Source organism: Lysinibacillus fusiformis (assembly GCF_003049525.1).
Lineage (GTDB): Bacteria > Bacillota > Bacilli > Bacillales_A > Planococcaceae > Lysinibacillus > Lysinibacillus fusiformis.
In genome coordinates this window covers 764,525-780,861 of the sequence record NZ_PYWL01000002.1, presented here as the reverse complement: position 1 = coordinate 780,861, position 16,337 = coordinate 764,525, and the positions used below count along the sequence as shown (strand labels likewise).

Below are 16,337 nucleotides of genomic sequence, written 5' to 3'. Positions count from 1 at the left end.
TTCCTATAAACGAGCAATGGAGAGTTTTGTCATTTGGTAAGTACTTTACAAGATTAGATTCTTTATCTGTTCTCCAAATATTATCAATGGCTTTTATTCGTATATGTTTATTTATGTATATTGTGTCGTCCTTCTTTCAAAATCGAAAATTCGTATTAATTGTTGGTTATTTATGCTTAACAATAGGATTATTAATCCCTTGGTCTGTTTCTGATTTTTTGTCATTTATAAAAAGCGCTTATCTCCTTTTTATTTTTTTATTTTTATTCTTTTTTATGATTGTTTTCTATGTAGTAGAAAAAAAGCAAAAGGGAGTTCATCATATTGACTGAAAATAAGGATTTTTTTTATAAAGAATTTGACCACCAATCAGATATAACGGTAAGTAGTAAATTCTATATGTTCAATAATGAAAAACATGAAGTTATATTTGTCTATTGCCATAGTTTAGTTGATAGTGTACTTTTTTTGAATTCATTATTACCAAATATTAGATTCCTTGCTGAACACGGACATTTACATGATGTTGAAATTATAAACCGTTATATAGAAGTACAGGAGATCAAAGAGTACCGAACAAAGACAGATGAAATTAATAGCAAAATTTTCTCAGGTTTTTTATATTATTTCCATGTTCCATCAAATAGCTTATATTCAACCAATTTAGCTAAACTTCCTGAACGATCCATTGAAGAATCAAATATGGAAGTCTCATTAAGAGGACCCAGAGATGGGTTTGTTGAAAATATAGATACAAATGTTTCTTTAATAAGAATGAGATTAAAAAGTAAAAATTTATCAAGTGACGATTTTACAATTGGCGACACCAGTAAAACAAAAGTTTTATTGCTCTACATTGAAAACTATATTGATCAAAATACTTTAAAGAATGTACAAAGCAAACTAAATAAAATAAAAGTAGATAATATTGCAAGTAGTTATCATATTGAAGAATTACTTTATGATAAGTTGACACTCTTCCCCCTACTGGATTATTCAGGAAGGCCAGATTTTGTAGTAAGTTCCCTCAATAAAGGCCGTTTTGTCATATTGGTAGATGGAAGTCCAAGCTGTTTAATTGGACCCGTAAATTTATTACTTATTTTGAAAGTACCTGAAGATGATCAAATGAATTTTTTATTTGTGAGTTTTTCCCGAATTTTAAGGGTTACCTCTTTATTAACAAGTATATTTTTACCTGGGTTTTGGATTGCATTAACTGTCCATCAACTTAACCAGCTACCCTTTCCCTTACTAGTCTCAATATCTGCTTCTAAAATTGGACTACCCGTGTCTTCTTCGTTCGAAATTCTTATTATGCTCATTTTTTTTGACCTCTTTCGAGAAGCGGGCATACGCTTACCTAAAGCTGTAGGTCAAACTATTGCAGTTTTAGGAGGCTTAATAGTTGGGGATGCTGCTATAAGAGCAGGATTTACATCACCATCAACTTTAGTAATTGGGGCACTTACCGTTATATCTAGCTATACATTAATTAATCAAAATATATTAGGAAATGTATTTTTAATAAGAGTTGCTGTATTAATAATTGCCTCCTTTTTTGGAATGTATGGCTTTGTTTTAAGTGTGTTATTTTTCCTAACATATATCTCGTCATTAGAAAGTTTCGGGCAGCCTTACCTTTCTACATTTTATAAAGTAAGTATTCCTGATCTTATAAAAAGTTTTCTTAAAATGCCATTTAGAATTAAAACAAAAGAATGACTGTTTTTTTCAGCAGAAGGGAGCTTATAAATGACCTATTACTATACTTCCACATTCAAAATAACATTCATTTTGCCTTTATTATTTGTTCTAGGTGGCTGTTTAGGTACGAAGGAAATACAAAGTGAAGTTTATATTACCGCTCTTGGTATAGATTATTCAAATGATATGTATCATGTATATTTTCAAGCTTTCGGATTTACCAATGTTGCGGGCTCAGATCCTGGCATTGCATCTGAGCCTGCTCCAATTGTTGTTGGACATGGAGAAGGTGAAACCATTCAGGGAGCAATCGATGATATAGAAAAGAATTCTGTTAACCCTTTGTATTATGGTCATATACAAACTTTCTTTATTTCCAAAAATATATTGGATGGTCATTTGGATGAATTTTTCGATTTTTTTAGTAGGGATTATTATCTACGTTATAATACTTTAGCTTATGGATATGAAGAAGATGATATTAAAGAGATAATGAATGTACATGGTCTCTTTTACAAACCGCCAATATTAACATTTCCTTATGATCCAAATGAACAATTATTCTTCAATTCATTCATCTCAACCAGTACTGTACAAGACATGATTAAAAGATATTATGAACCAGTTGGATCAATTATGGTTCCTACAATAAAAATTAGTGAAGATTATTGGATGGAGGATAATAAATCTAAAAATATTTTAAAAATAAGTGGTGCTTATTTTCTTTCACGACAAAAATTCAATGGTTGGATAAAGGAAGAAGAACTTTCAGGGCTAGATTGGTTTAATAAGGATTTTAATAACATGAAATTATCTATAAAAGATAAATCAGTTTCGATGTTTATTGATAATATAAAATATCATATAGAAACTGTGGATGATACAATTCCAAAATATATTATAAATTTAGAAATAAAAGCCTCAATCACAGAAAATCCAAAAAATATTAGCAATAAAACAATTGAAAAAGAGATTAAAAATATGATATTAATGCAGTTTCAAAGTACCTTTACTAAAGGGCTGGAAATAAAATCCGATATATTCAATCTTTCGGAAAAGGCTTATCGCTTCAAGCCCCAAACATGGACTGTAGATAAATTAAATTCCATTACTGAACATTCAATTAAAAAATTTAATATTCATGTTTTCATCAAGGATGAAGGAGCTAAAAAGTAAGAAGGTCCCTCTTCACTTTGTTGAGCAAATGATACTATCCCTATTAGTCAATCAGTATGATAACTTTAACTTAAATGGGGCTTTAAAAAATGCATATATTGGAACTTACTCTTGTTTTTGAGACGTTAATTTTGTATGGACAGTAAATGATTTTTTAGACATGAAAAAATCTCCCAATTGATAGACAGAAATCTGTCTACCTAACGGGGAGGATATCAGAATTCATGACACAAACCACGTAAAGCATTTTTATATTTCCACTATCTACTTGAAAGGGAGGACTTCATTATGAATTCTAGAACTTCCTCACCTCGTACAATTTCACGAACATTTCTTTGGTTTCCGTAATCATGAGCCTTGCTTCTTTAGTAACATCGTAACCTTACTGTAATGCTATACTCAGTTTTCATTCCATTTCCCCTTCTGCCTTTTTCTGTGGTCATTATACTAGAATTCCCTGAGTACTACTGTATGGAACTTCGTTTTGTTTAGGAAACTCATCCATTCTAATTCAGGCTTAAATGATCTGCTGAATCAAGATTGCTGTTTATATGTCCTCTCCGTTACAGCTTACTTATATAATCGTCAATACCAAGATAAAAGTCCCTCAGTTGATCTAGTCCTTCTTCAAAAGCAGGTAGAAGGGTAATTAGTACATTAGAGATTTAGTTACATGTTTGTCGGGGACAGGCGGTTGCCCCTACTTTACATTTTTAATGTTGCAATTATATATAGACATGAACTTGTAGATACTTAGGCCTAAAGCCTTTTTAATCATTAAAGATTGCTTACCTAGCAACTACATGGATACAAAGATGTCTTATTATAGTGATTTAAAGTTTACACAAAAATGCTTCAAAGTGTATGAACTATCTTGTCTTAGAAATGTTCAGACAACAAAAATCTAATAGTTATTGTTGTGGAAAACTTTTATTTATTTGCTAATTATAGAATTTTTTGTGACAAAAAGAAGTCTCTTGACCTCTTAAAAGTAAAGAAAATAATAAGAATCTTCATAGTTGCATAATTTGCTATCTTATATACATAGATCCAGATGTGTTAATATACTTATTTTATAATATTTAGCTAAAAAAATACCATATTTGTTTATTTTTGTAATTGCAGGTATTATATTCTCGTAGTAAAAAGAATTTAAAAGGAGAAGATATGAATGAGAAAGAATAAAAAAATAGTACAGAAAACATTAACTATAGCTGCTATTGCATCTTTGGGGACAACACTTGCTATATCATCACCGAGTTTGGCTAGTGCAGATCAAATTAATACTTCTGAGAATAATTTGCAAAGGGAAGTCAAAGCTCATACGATATTAGATTGGAAAGATCCAATTTTTAATGCTACGGAAATTGTTGGGAAAAACCTTCTTGTTCCAGGGATATATTTGTTTACAAACTCAACATATCATCATATGGGATATTATGGTGTTAAATATGAACAATTTTCAGTAGAGGCAGATGGTTCCCCTAGCCACACTAATTCAACAAGTATATTTGTTGGTAAGACAACTTTAACTAATATAACAGATCAAGAACAAACGCTATCTACAAATAGTTTCTCAAAAATGATTTCAAATTCTGTTTCTAATTCAACTACACATGGTTTTAAATTTGGAACCAAAGCTAGTGCGAAATTTCAAATTCCATTTGTAGGAGAAACGGGTATAGAATTATCTGCTGAATATAATTTTTCAGATACATCTAGTACAACAAACACGGAAAGTTATACGTATATCGCAAGTCCACAGAACATCAAAGTTCCAGCACATTCAACTGTAGAAGTTCTTGTAAATTTAAATACTGTTAAAGCAAAAGGAAATGTAAAACTCCTAACTAAAGTGTCAGGTCGTGATCAGGGGGTTTTTGTTTTTGATCCTCAAACAGGAGATATAAGTAAATCATATTACTATGATTTACATTTCAATCAAATCGTAGAAAAAGCTTCAAAATTTGAAAAGCTTCACAATATCTCATCTAATTCAGATGGAAATACAGTAAATATAATAGGTTCTGGTAAATACGAAGCAGAATATGGAACAGAGTTTAGTGTAACTGTAAGACCTGTGGATAATAAAGGAAGATCAATAAACGGTGGTTACACATTTAATGTAAAACCAGAAAAAATTATAAAGGTAGAATGATGGTATATCTTAAATGTTAAATAGAAAAGCCAGAGACTTGTATTCTACTCCAAAACTTAATAGAAGCGTGTATCCCTCTAATTGTAATGCCTCTTGTCTTAATTCAGCAAGCTGAAGTGAAGCCCTCATATTAGGAAACAGGACCCTAAAAGTCAGACAAAAAATCTAACTTTTAGGGTCCTTTACAATTTAAGTGATAAAGTCTACCAACCATACTTTTGCCCACTCTATTAGTCAACAATCAAACATTTAAATATGTTTAGCCTTGTTTTCACCTTTTTTATAGTTTTAGTAGTTATAAATACCGATTCTTTACACCCTTTCCCCTCCCGACAGAAAGCAACCGATTAAAAGTTCCATGGACCCAATCCCTTTAAATTTTTCATCTAAGCTTTCACTTGTGAAACATGTCGAATCTCGTATTTTAACTAAAAATTAATAAATAACTTTTCTATAAATTAATTTCTTTAATTATTGGGTATAGGAATAATATTTTTATTTCAATGAAGAGTTTCACTTGCACAGTGTGGAAATATTGCCAATGTAGTATAATTATCATTTATAGTGACCCAGAAATGAGGTAACTTGTGTACCGTCACTTCAATGTAGAGTAAATTCTGATGCGAATAAATAGCTAGTACATCTAACAGGAGAGCCTTTAAAGTTTTGATAATGAAAGTGCTGCTGAATCTAGTGGCATCATTATCGTTGGTATTAAGGTGTGTTCCATTTGTGGCCTCTACTGGATTGCCCTGAGTGTGACTACTAGAAAATTTACACACAGGTGAACAGATACATGGATAATTGCCTCGGGCATGTCTAATACCTATATCTTTTTCGCATAACTACTATTTTCTTATGCAAACGCAGTCCTCATACTATTAGGTTAGACTTTCACCCAGCACGCATTTCTCCCTTTTGAAATAAGCTTAATTTCACCTATTAATTGTAAATCAGTTAAAGCTCTACTAATTGTACTTTCAGCTATATCAGGATAAATACTTCGAATATAATCTTTTGTAAAAGGTTGTTCTTGATTTAGAACAAAATTTCGGATTCTCTCAATCTTAGTCTGACTACTTAAAGAATCCTGTACTCTATTATGTAGATTTTTATAAGCAGTTAAAATAATATTTAAAAATATTTTTAGCCAAAAGCTAATGTTATGCTCATTACAGTACCAATTCGCCGATGATTTATAAACTGCTTCATAGTATTCTGACTCTCTTTTCTTTATATATTCATCTAAACAAACATATTTTACAAATGTATGGCCGCTTCTTATTAGTAATAATTGCATTAACATTAGAGTTAGCCTCCCATTACCTTGACTAAAAGGAATTATGCAATACAGATTAAATATAAAATGAGCTATCAATATTATAGTAGGCAATTCTTTTTTACAATTTAATAAATTATACTGTTTGCACAATTGTTCTACAGACATTTGAATATTTTCAGGTGGAAGAGGACGGTAAACATTTATGTGCATACCTTTCTCTGGTATTCCTGGGATAGAGAATGGTTTTTGGCGCCATTTTGCACTGTCAGAGGTAATAAAATGAATTAATTGAAAATGTAATTCTTGAATAGTATCTGGACTAATAGGGAAATTGTTAGATTTTTCACGCACAAGCGTCAGAGTTTCATAATAACAAAATATCGCATCTTCTGAGATGGATTGGGGTATTATATCTTCTAAAATAAATTGTTTTAATCGTTTATTGGAAACTTGTATATCCTCATATATAGAAACATAGTTTTTTAAGTATTGTATTGTCACAGCATTTTCCAAACGAGTGAAAATATCGGATCTTTGCTCTTGATAAGCAACTAACTTTCCTTTATATTCACTAATTTCACTAACTAAGTTTATTACTTGTTTCTCACTACTATATTTATACTGATCTTCGAAAAAATTTCTCATTTTACCCTCCATTTTAAAAATTACTTTCCTTTCCTATAGTACAAATACAAATATATATAATTATTATCTTCTCCATAAATAAAACTCTGTAATATTTAATTCACTATCTAAATGTAGAAATATAAGATAAATCCTACATAATTAAAATCGGTAAATTCTTTTTAATATTAAATTGTAAATTTAAACTTTGCATAACAAAAAACTAATATAGAATTAGTAGTTGAATTAAATAGGGTTCCAAGTGGTTTGGAAATTAGGGGTTTAGCAGAGTTAGGATATCTTAATATAGTATAATTATCATTTAAAGGACCCAGAAAGGTGTATTAACTTGTGTACCATCACTACGATGTGCTAATATTTATTTTTTTGTCTAGCGTAAGTTAATTTTATAATAATTGGTATTTTTAGTTAGTTACATGAGTCTTTGTATTATAAGTGAAACCTACTTAACGTTAAAGTATTAAGATGTAAATCCCAATCCAAAATCTTCACCCACTGTAGTATATAGCCCTCCACTTATACATATTTGGAAAATTTGGGTGAAACCTTTTTACAGGGCACAATTGTGCTTCCTATGATTTTTATTGATTTAGTCCTAAATGTCGATGTTGTCTAATATTGGCGTTGTGGTAGGGGTTTAATCCCGATTGTAAATTAATATATTAGGGTTGTTATCAATAGTCGAAGTGTTATACGAGCGGAGAAATCGTTATTGTATGGATGTATAGCTGATATCTACTTCTGATTCAGAATTTCACATTACAAAATAATAGGTATTATTAGTTCTTTATAAGTTGACAAGAATGTCCAGACATTTTATAAAGAATTTCTTATTTAGATTATCCGTAGATTCATTTCCACTTACATTCTAGCATCTTTAATATCAAGAGTTTTAGAACAAAAAAATGGGCAATTCCTCAAATTCAGTATAATGGTAGCGTCTAAACTAAAACCGTACTGAATGAGGTGAATGCCCTATAAATTTCGATGTTATCAAACACAAATAATAGAACTAAGAATAAATAAGCACTGTATTACAATGTTTTTTAGTTTATAGGAATTATTTTTGTTTCGACTAATGCCTTAGTACTTGGTGCTGTTACATCATATATTTTGACAATTAATTCAGAGCCATGTTCAATCTTAAAATTCCCTGTTCCTTTTGCACGTACTCTTTTAGAGTCATTTGTAGATTTAATTAATCCATATTTATTTGTTGCCATATCTAATACGGAGCCAATACTATAAATCGTTCCATCATTTAACAACCTTACACTAGTAAAAACATCAGCGTAAATTTCTACAGTACCTGAAGTTGACTTCTTTTCAAAATATACTTCAGCTTTGTATATTTTATTTGGTGGAACTTTAACAGCTTGTGAATTGGCAGTGATGGTAGTTGTTGTACTAATTGTATCAGTAATTGTACTGGACAAATTAAATTCAAGGGTTGCAGATACTTCACCCTCTGCTACAAAAGGAATACCAACTTTGCCTTTTGTAGTAATGGCTGATTTAAATCCACTTTGTATGGAAGTGGATGTACTTTTGGTAATTGATTCACTAAAAGAAGTAGTATTAAATGTCTGTTCTAACTCTGAATTATTTACAAAAGTATTTTCTCCTATAAATATAGGTACCACATTTGTAACATTATTTTGTTTGAAATTTATTCCAGAGTATTCAATATCTTCACCGAATACAGGAGTACGAAGATATGGTCTAAAACCAGCTATGGGTGGAATCGAAGCTATCATGTTATCAATTGTGTCATCAATATTTTGAATCACTCCTTGTTGACCTGTGTTTTCCATATTTAGAATATTATTTTTATGCTCTTGAACTTCAGCAGCATTGACAATATTAGGAATAAGACCACTACCTAATAAAGTAACAATTATTAATCCACTAGATACATATTTTCTTTTCATTCTAGAATCACATCCTAATAATTTATTTATTAATAGGTTATGAGATTTCACATTATTTTACAACTTGTCCATAAATATACTCGAAAGAGGCTCATAATATGGTTATTTTCTTACTTTTTCATACTTTTTATTATAAATAATATTGAAATAAACGTGATAATACTTAATTAGAGAAGTAAGAAAATAAAATTCTTCATCAAATGACACATTTTTTTATGTAATTATGAAGTTTTTAATGGAGTAACTTTGATGTTAAGCAATCTGGGACCCGATGGGTTAATGATTTGCAGTAAGCATGGAAGGTCACTGAAGAGTTCAGGAGTAACGTACACTTTAATACCTCCAATAAGATTACACTATATTACATAATTGAGAATATACAGTGATCTAACAAAGTACCTACTAGTTTCATTTCGAGAAAAAGATTATTGAATATTGAAGACACACTCGAAATTTACTCAAACTCTATGAGTGATATTTGAATGTCTATCCTTAGACTAAATAGTCGTGTTTTCTCAGGATATAATTCTTATTTTAAAGTCTCTCATTCTTAGATTTAGTTTAGCTAGAATCTCTATGATTTCTGTTGTTGCTTGCAATATGGCTTCATTGGTCAAATGATGCTTTCAGGATTTGATTTGTTGGAGCCATCCATATATCAAAGGTATAATGCAAAAACAGATTCGCTATAAAAGGGCTTGAACTCTATTACATAAACAAAATACCAACAATGATTTCCCTTCAGTTTTATTGGATTTGGATAGGCTACTACCAACAACCCGATTCAACCGTTGATGATATATGTTTTCAAGTTCTGTTTTTGTATAAGTCTATTTATCTTTTTGATATATTTTTCCATAAAGGAGATACCAACTATCTTAAATAGTTAATCCTGTTCAAATGTAACATTATCGAGTGGGGTATCTACAAAAAATAAAGTGAAACATCTTTTGGCAACTGTGAATTTCCTGCATGAAAATACTGAGAAACATTAAACTCTTGAATCATATCAGATTGAGAAATGTTAATAATGATACGATCAATAGAAGCAGACTGTAGGTAATGTTCCAATCTAGAAAATACCACAGATCCCTTTCAATATTGTCATAGTCAAGTGAGATATCGTTAAATAAATGTATTCCTGAAGGGAATTTAGTACCTGCCACTTTGACTAATCCATCATTTGGACCTGAAAGATATAGACAACCTATCCAGAGTGTAGATAGAATTGGTCCTGTATTAATACCAGCAATTGTATATTAGTTGTTGCTTACGTTGAAGTGATTGTATATTAGTGTGCGAAAGCGTTCCATTTCCCCAACTTGAAGAGAATATGTTCCATCATCTTTTTCACCGAGTAAAGCAGTCAGCCAACTTCAGATCAACTTTATGCAAGGTCAACTAACTATGATCCATAATTTAGAAGGTATCTATCTCTATACACGTACGAATGAGCAGCATTAAAAACTAATGCTGCTTGAGTATTCAGTTCACTCTTGTTTTTTAACAATTGTTTTTCTATAAAATTGAATAACCTCCACACTTTCTCTTCTGATGAACCCCTGACTGAACAACTTGCTCATTTTCACTCTTTGCCATGTGGATGAAATCAAAAAAATAAGCCTAATGAAGTATCTTTCTAATGTTTAGTTTATAATTTGGAAAAAATTAACAAATAATTAGTGTTAAAATGTGAATTTTAATTGTAAATTTTTATTTAAAATGGTTATTAATTATATATCATCGCCATCGAAGTACCTATCGAAGTGATGGCTATCAATGCTAGAGTCTTTTTTTCATATTTATTCCAATTTTTTACCAAAATATCACATGTGACATCTTCACACAAATCTACAAAAAAACTAAACCTATTATCAGGAAAGCACGATTTCCAAAACTATATTAATAAAAAGTCGCACAATCTATCAAATCTCAAATTAGTATTGACTGTCCGGTTCCATAAATTTCCATCAACAAGAGGTAGAAGTTGTAATCTATGTGAATCTAAGAAATTGATAACTGGAGATCAAAAAATAAAATAGTTTGTATTGTTTAAAATAAAATGATAGTTTAGCAACAGAGGCAAAAGAGGACTTGATTGACTTATTTGGCTTTTAAATCGGTACTTGAGAACTATATAACGTATTACAACACGAAACGAATTAAGGCAAAATTAAAACTGAGTCCGGTACAATATCGAACTCAGTTTACCCAAGCTGCCTTAATGAAATAACCGTGTCTAACTTTTAGGGTGCAGTACATTTAAGAAGAGACTTAATTGATCTTATTAAGGTATTACATACATTACTGTTACTGCTGCTCCAAATGGAAGCGCCCCATCACCAGTGACAATTCTTACAGATAGTAAGTCGCATTTATTTATAGCATAGTTAGCTGCTGTTGAACCACAACAATTAGGAGTTGCATCATTATTAGGACCAGTTACAGAAGCAATAACACCTGTTGAAATCGGGTCAGTAAAACCACAACTTCTACTTATAACTACTTCAGCTGTTACTGTATCAGCTGCTGTTAATGTATTATCACGTACATTTAAAACTAATCCAGTTATAATTGCATTTTCTGGTATAACAACCGTATTCCTTGGGAATAAAGCAGACGCGGTACCTAATCCTAAATATTGACCATTACCTATTGATTCATCTGATGCTAAATATATTTCACACACTCTAGCGTTATTAATTGGTGGTGGTGGAATTACCCCATTCATATCTGGTATACATGGTGCTTTGAATCTGAAGAAACACTGATTTTTTTCACAACTGCACAAATTGTTGACATGATGGTGATTCCAAGCCTTATTACAATTTCTACATCCCATTTTTACAATCCCTCCCTGTTTTTACTACACTATTCAAAGAAGGGCAATAGAAATAGACAATTATACTATATATTCTAAATTAGTTATTTTATTAATATAAAAAACCAAAGACCCCATTAAAGTGGTCTTTGTATAAGGGGTTTAAAAATGTGTTCCAATAACTCTAGTGGTTGCTCATGCCACTTCTTTATCCTATTCCTTGCAAGACATTTCTCATAGGTAAATGCCTATTCACTCATTCATATTTTTATCTCCTTAGCACCTTTTATTGCTTGCGTGAAGTTGAAATAAAAAGGTTGTCTACTAATTATTTATGTAGACAACCTTTTACTCTTATTTTGCAAATGAAACAAAATCAATAAAGCCTTTTTCATTCAATTTAACAACTGCATTATAGGTATTTTTATCAGCTTTTTTTATACCCCTGACTGTAGTTTCTTTCCCATCCAATAATTCCTTAATATTTGTTTTCGTCAATTTTTTCTTACGGAAATTATCAGATAAGGTAAACTTACACCCAGGGTATTTTGAACATCCAAAGAAACCTTTTTTCTCTATAATTCCATTACCGCATTTCGGACATTCCCCGACAAATTGAGCATTTTGTTGTTCTTCAGCTGCTAGCGGAATTTTTCCTATCTCAATTTTTTGAGGGGCATCTTCAATAATACCAACTATAAAATTTTTAATATTTTGCAGAAATTCATCCTGAGAACCTTGACCTTCGCCAATCTTTTTTAGTTTACTTTCCCACTTGGCAGTCATTATAGGACTTGAAAGTAAAGTACCTTTAATCGATTCACACAAAATTTCCCCTTTATTAGTTACTGATACAATATTTTTCTTCACTTCAATGTAGCCATTTTCCTTAATTTTATCTATGATTCCAGAACGAGTAGCATCAGTACCCAATCCCTCTACCTCATTTAAGATCTCTTTATCCGTTTCATTATCAACTGTTTTTCCAGCTGTTTTCATAATTCCAATTAAATCCCCCTCTGTATAGGGCTTAGGGGGCGTTGTATGCCCTTCTTTGCTTTGAAGGATACTTAATACTCCTTCATCTTTTGAGACGCTAGGAAGTACCTTATTGCTGTCATTTTTCACATGTTCTTCATCATCTGAATGTACAAATAAAGATTTCCAGCCTTTTTCAATTTCTACCTTTCCAACAGTTTCAAATTTTATATCATTTACAGCTGTGACAATTTTCGTTTCCTCATACAAATAGTCACTATGGAACATAGCAAGTGTGTTACGCAAAACTTCATCATAAATATCTTTTTCTTCAACGGTTAAACTGTTTAATGTATTAGCACTAGGTATTGTCTTAGTCGGTATGATAGCATAGTGCTCTTGAACTTTTGCTCCATCTACATATCGTTTATCAGCAATTTTATTAGGGGTAAAATCAACATTTATTAACTGCATATATTTTTCAACATTGTTAGCCAAATAAACAAATTCATTTTCAGTAATGAAATTTATACTTGTACGAGGATAAGTGACAAGTTTTTTCTCATACAAAGACTGCATTATTTCTAACACTTTTGAAGGGCTGTACTTCCATTTTTTATTGGCCAACTTCTGTAATGTTGATAAAGAGTGCAGTCTTGGTGATTTTGTATGTTTCTCTTTCGTCTCTAATTCTAAAACTTTACCTGTAACTTCTTTATCTAATACCAGGCTTTTTTCTTCTAAAAGTGAAGTTAATTCCTTTAGTGTTTCTGTCTTAATCCTGGCCTTACCTGAATATGGACCTTTTGTTGATTTAAAATGGCCAACTAATTCAAAAAATGGCTTAGATACAAAGTTTTCAATATCTTTTTGGTGCTGGTAGATCAAATAAACTAATGGGGATTGAACACGGCCTATGCTTAAACTTGCATTAAGACCTTTATTTTGTAAAAGCAAACTATACAAAGGACTAGCGTTCATGCCTACAAGCCAATCTGATATTTGACGAGTTTTTGCTTCTTTGTACATCAATAAATCTTTTTCGTTCGATTGTAACGATTGAAAGCCTTTTACAATTGCGTCTACTTCTAGAGAGGTAATCCAGAGCCGTTTAATCGTTTTATTTTTGGCACCGGTCATGTTAAATGTTGAATAGAATATATTACTGCCTTCCCGATCTACGTCACATGCATTTATCACTACATCAGCGTTATTAATTAACTTCTTTACTGCATTAAATTGATTTATTTTACCCTGGGAAACTTTATATTCAAATACGTCTGGAAAGATCGGTAAATTTTTAATATCCCATTTTTTCCATTCCTCTTTATATTCACCAGGCATTTTTAATCCCACTAAATGCCCAATACCCCATGTAATAGTTGCACCGTGTGGAAACGTGCTGCAGGGCTTTAATTCAATATGTGTTTTTTCCCTTTTTGCTACCTCAAAAGCCTCGGCATAAGCTTTCGCTTGTGGGGGTTTTTCTGCTAAAATAACTGTTTTCATTTTAATGACCACCTTTTTATTTAGATTCATTTTTTCCTTTTGGAACAACTTCTCTAACTTGAATTCGATAGAATTAGGCAAATAATCTTTCATAAATTTTTCATAATCCTTACCACAATTTGACTCTCTTGCTGAATACAAATCGACTCGTGTAATTAGATTCTTTTCATCTTCAGAGACTTTAAAAGACGTACCCAGTTTCCATACATGTTTTTTTGAACAACTCGAAAGAGCATTTTCCTGATATTCTTGTGTTTTATCTCGAACACCAAAAAATCTCTCCATAATTTTAACTAAGTGCTGTTTATCTATAAAATCCGAAAAATCCACTAATTCTTCATATTTAAAGTTAATAGCAGCTATGGTTTTAACGAACAATTCAAGTCCCATGCTCGTTTCTACAAAAACAGAATTTTTATTTTCTTTTTCGCTGCTATAGTGTGTTGAAATCTCGTAAATCATTTCATACTCCTCCCTTAACCAATCAAATTATGCTGTTTCAAATTTTTACGAAGAATTAATTTCTGTACTACGAATAGGACAATATTTAAAGTAAGGTAAATTACAATTATTAATGTTGTACGTTCCTCGTTTCCTAAAAACGATAACCCTAACAATGTATAAAAAGATAAACCACGGACGAAGTATTCTAATAAGGTTTTAGACATACGCAACGCAAATTTAAAACCTAGTGACACTGCTAAGGAGATCGTAAATAAAGTACTCATAAGACCCTCGACAATTTCACGTTCTTTCCCACCATTATCACTAATAATAGTTGTTAAAACACACATTCCATCGATACTCAAATAAAGCATTGCTAATATCAAGAACCACTCATTCAACTTCTTCAGGGGGGTTAAAATTGCCATGTTACTTTCTCGCTCCTTTTTGATAAGAAAAAGGACTCACCATTTTTGGTGAATCCTTAACTTTGATAAATTTTAAAATCTTGCCTGCGTTAACAAAAAGCTTTAACACTAACGTTCATAAAATCCATTACCTTGATTTCTGATTGTTTTTTGCGCTTTCATTGATTTATTTTCTTGCTGCAGATAATCACTAATATCAAAATCAGAAGGAACATTCACAAGATTCCTTAAAGATATACCGCTATCTACTAGCCATTTGAACTCCTCTTCAATGTTGTAGTTGTTATCTTTCGCTATATATTCATCAACTTCTATTACCGCAATCATTTTTATTTTTTCAGTCATACACATATCTCCCTCTATAAAATGAAATAGTCGTTTAACTGCTATGACTCACCAATTTTGATGAGTCCTGATCACTATAAAATTAAATATTTCTTTTCACTTTTTTAGAACAAAATTTCAACTGGTTTTAAACCTAACTTTTGCCTATTTTCGTTTACTCGTTCTCTCCCCCCTTCACAGTATTCTGAACCCAACTCAAAACCAATCCAGGAACGTTTTATATTGTCACACGCTATAGCTGTAGTAAATGCTCCCATGCAGTTATCTAACACTGTGTCACCTGGATTCGTGTAAGTTAGGATAAGATACTCAAATAGTGATAATGGTTTTTGTGTCGGGTGCCAAGTTTTGCTGTCACGTGGAAATCAACAACAGACTTAGGGAAATTCTTCTTTTTAACAACATATGGTTTATTGGTAAGGGTTTCATTACTTTTCCCTAGAACCTGCATCTTAGGTGAATTTCTTATAACTACTTTAGGCTTAACAAATTCAACACCTTGTGGGTTGTATGTCGGCAGCTTTTTATAAAAGATACATACATTTTCGTGATTTTTAAGTGGCATCTTATTAGCATTTTGGAATCCTGTTGTGTGCTTCCCTTTCTTCCAAATCCATTCATATCTGAACATTTTGAGATTGGACATAATTAATTTACTAGTGAATGGCTGGCTTGCTGTTAATACAATTGCTCCGTTGTCTTTAATTATTCTTTGATACTGTCCCCACAGTAGATCAAAGGGAATGATTGTGTCCCACTTACAATTTGTAGTTCCGTAGGGAAGATCACAAAGAATCATATCAACTGATTTATCAGGTATATACTGCATACCCTCTAGGCAGTCCATATTGTAAATAGTATTTTTGTTAATGTTCATATCTTTTTTCCTCCCGACATATTATAATAAAATCAG

Annotated in this window: 9 protein-coding genes and 3 pseudogenes; 5 read left to right on the top strand and 7 right to left on the bottom strand. The window is 31.3% G+C overall.

Going from position 1 to position 16,337, the window contains the following annotated elements:
* The 4 genes and pseudogenes from C9J29_RS24605 to C9J29_RS08825 all read left to right on the top strand — a co-directional run.
* Positions 1-332 (top strand): annotated as a pseudogene (locus C9J29_RS24605) (GerAB/ArcD/ProY family transporter); the annotation flags it as partial.
* A complete protein-coding gene (locus C9J29_RS08835; protein ID WP_107921996.1) occupies positions 325-1,725 on the top strand; it encodes a spore germination protein in 1,401 nt (466 codons plus the stop codon). The pseudogene C9J29_RS24605 and the gene C9J29_RS08835, both read left to right, overlap by 8 nt.
* A 30-nt stretch (positions 1,726-1,755) precedes the next feature.
* Positions 1,756-2,883, top strand: coding sequence for a Ger(x)C family spore germination protein (locus C9J29_RS08830; protein ID WP_107921995.1), 1,128 nt, complete (start codon positions 1,756-1,758; stop codon positions 2,881-2,883).
* A gap of 1,171 nt (positions 2,884-4,054) precedes the next feature.
* On the top strand, positions 4,055-5,041 hold the full coding sequence (locus tag C9J29_RS08825; RefSeq protein WP_107921994.1) for an ETX/MTX2 family pore-forming toxin: 987 nt from the start codon (positions 4,055-4,057) through the stop codon (positions 5,039-5,041).
* A gap of 886 nt (positions 5,042-5,927) precedes the next feature.
* Here the strand turns inward: C9J29_RS08825 and C9J29_RS08820 are convergent.
* Together C9J29_RS08820 and C9J29_RS08815 are read right to left on the bottom strand one after the other, a co-directional pair.
* Positions 5,928-6,968, bottom strand: coding sequence for a Fic family protein (locus C9J29_RS08820; RefSeq protein WP_107921993.1), 1,041 nt, complete (start codon positions 6,966-6,968; stop codon positions 5,928-5,930).
* Between the two features lie 1,046 nt (positions 6,969-8,014).
* The gene (locus C9J29_RS08815) at positions 8,015-8,899 is read right to left on the bottom strand and encodes an ETX/MTX2 family pore-forming toxin (protein ID WP_107921992.1); all 885 of its coding nucleotides are present in this window, start codon (positions 8,897-8,899) and stop codon (positions 8,015-8,017) included.
* A 2,113-nt stretch (positions 8,900-11,012) separates the two neighbouring features.
* Between C9J29_RS08815 and C9J29_RS08810 the strand changes: the two are divergent.
* Positions 11,013-11,132, top strand: a pseudogene (locus tag C9J29_RS08810) (IS3 family transposase); the annotation flags it as partial.
* Positions 11,133-11,186: 54 nt separating this feature from the next.
* On the opposite strand, the gene C9J29_RS08805 reads toward C9J29_RS08810, so the two are convergent.
* The 5 genes and pseudogenes from C9J29_RS08805 to C9J29_RS08785 form a co-directional block, all read right to left on the bottom strand.
* The gene (locus C9J29_RS08805; protein ID WP_107921991.1) at positions 11,187-11,741 is read right to left on the bottom strand and encodes a hypothetical protein; all 555 of its coding nucleotides are present in this window, start codon (positions 11,739-11,741) and stop codon (positions 11,187-11,189) included.
* 333 nt (positions 11,742-12,074) lie between these two features.
* Entirely contained in the window at positions 12,075-14,669 is a 2,595-nt protein-coding gene (locus C9J29_RS08800; protein ID WP_307723790.1) for a type IA DNA topoisomerase, read from the bottom strand.
* A gap of 14 nt (positions 14,670-14,683) precedes the next feature.
* Positions 14,684-15,079, bottom strand: a complete 396-nt coding sequence (locus C9J29_RS08795; RefSeq protein ID WP_237068782.1) for a hypothetical protein — start codon at positions 15,077-15,079, stop codon at positions 14,684-14,686.
* Positions 15,080-15,187: 108 nt separating this feature from the next.
* Positions 15,188-15,424, bottom strand: a complete 237-nt coding sequence (locus C9J29_RS08790; RefSeq protein ID WP_107921990.1) for a hypothetical protein — start codon at positions 15,422-15,424, stop codon at positions 15,188-15,190.
* 104 nt (positions 15,425-15,528) lie between these two features.
* A pseudogene (locus C9J29_RS08785) lies at positions 15,529-16,301 on the bottom strand (DNA-methyltransferase).
* Positions 16,302-16,337: the final 36 nt, after the last annotated feature.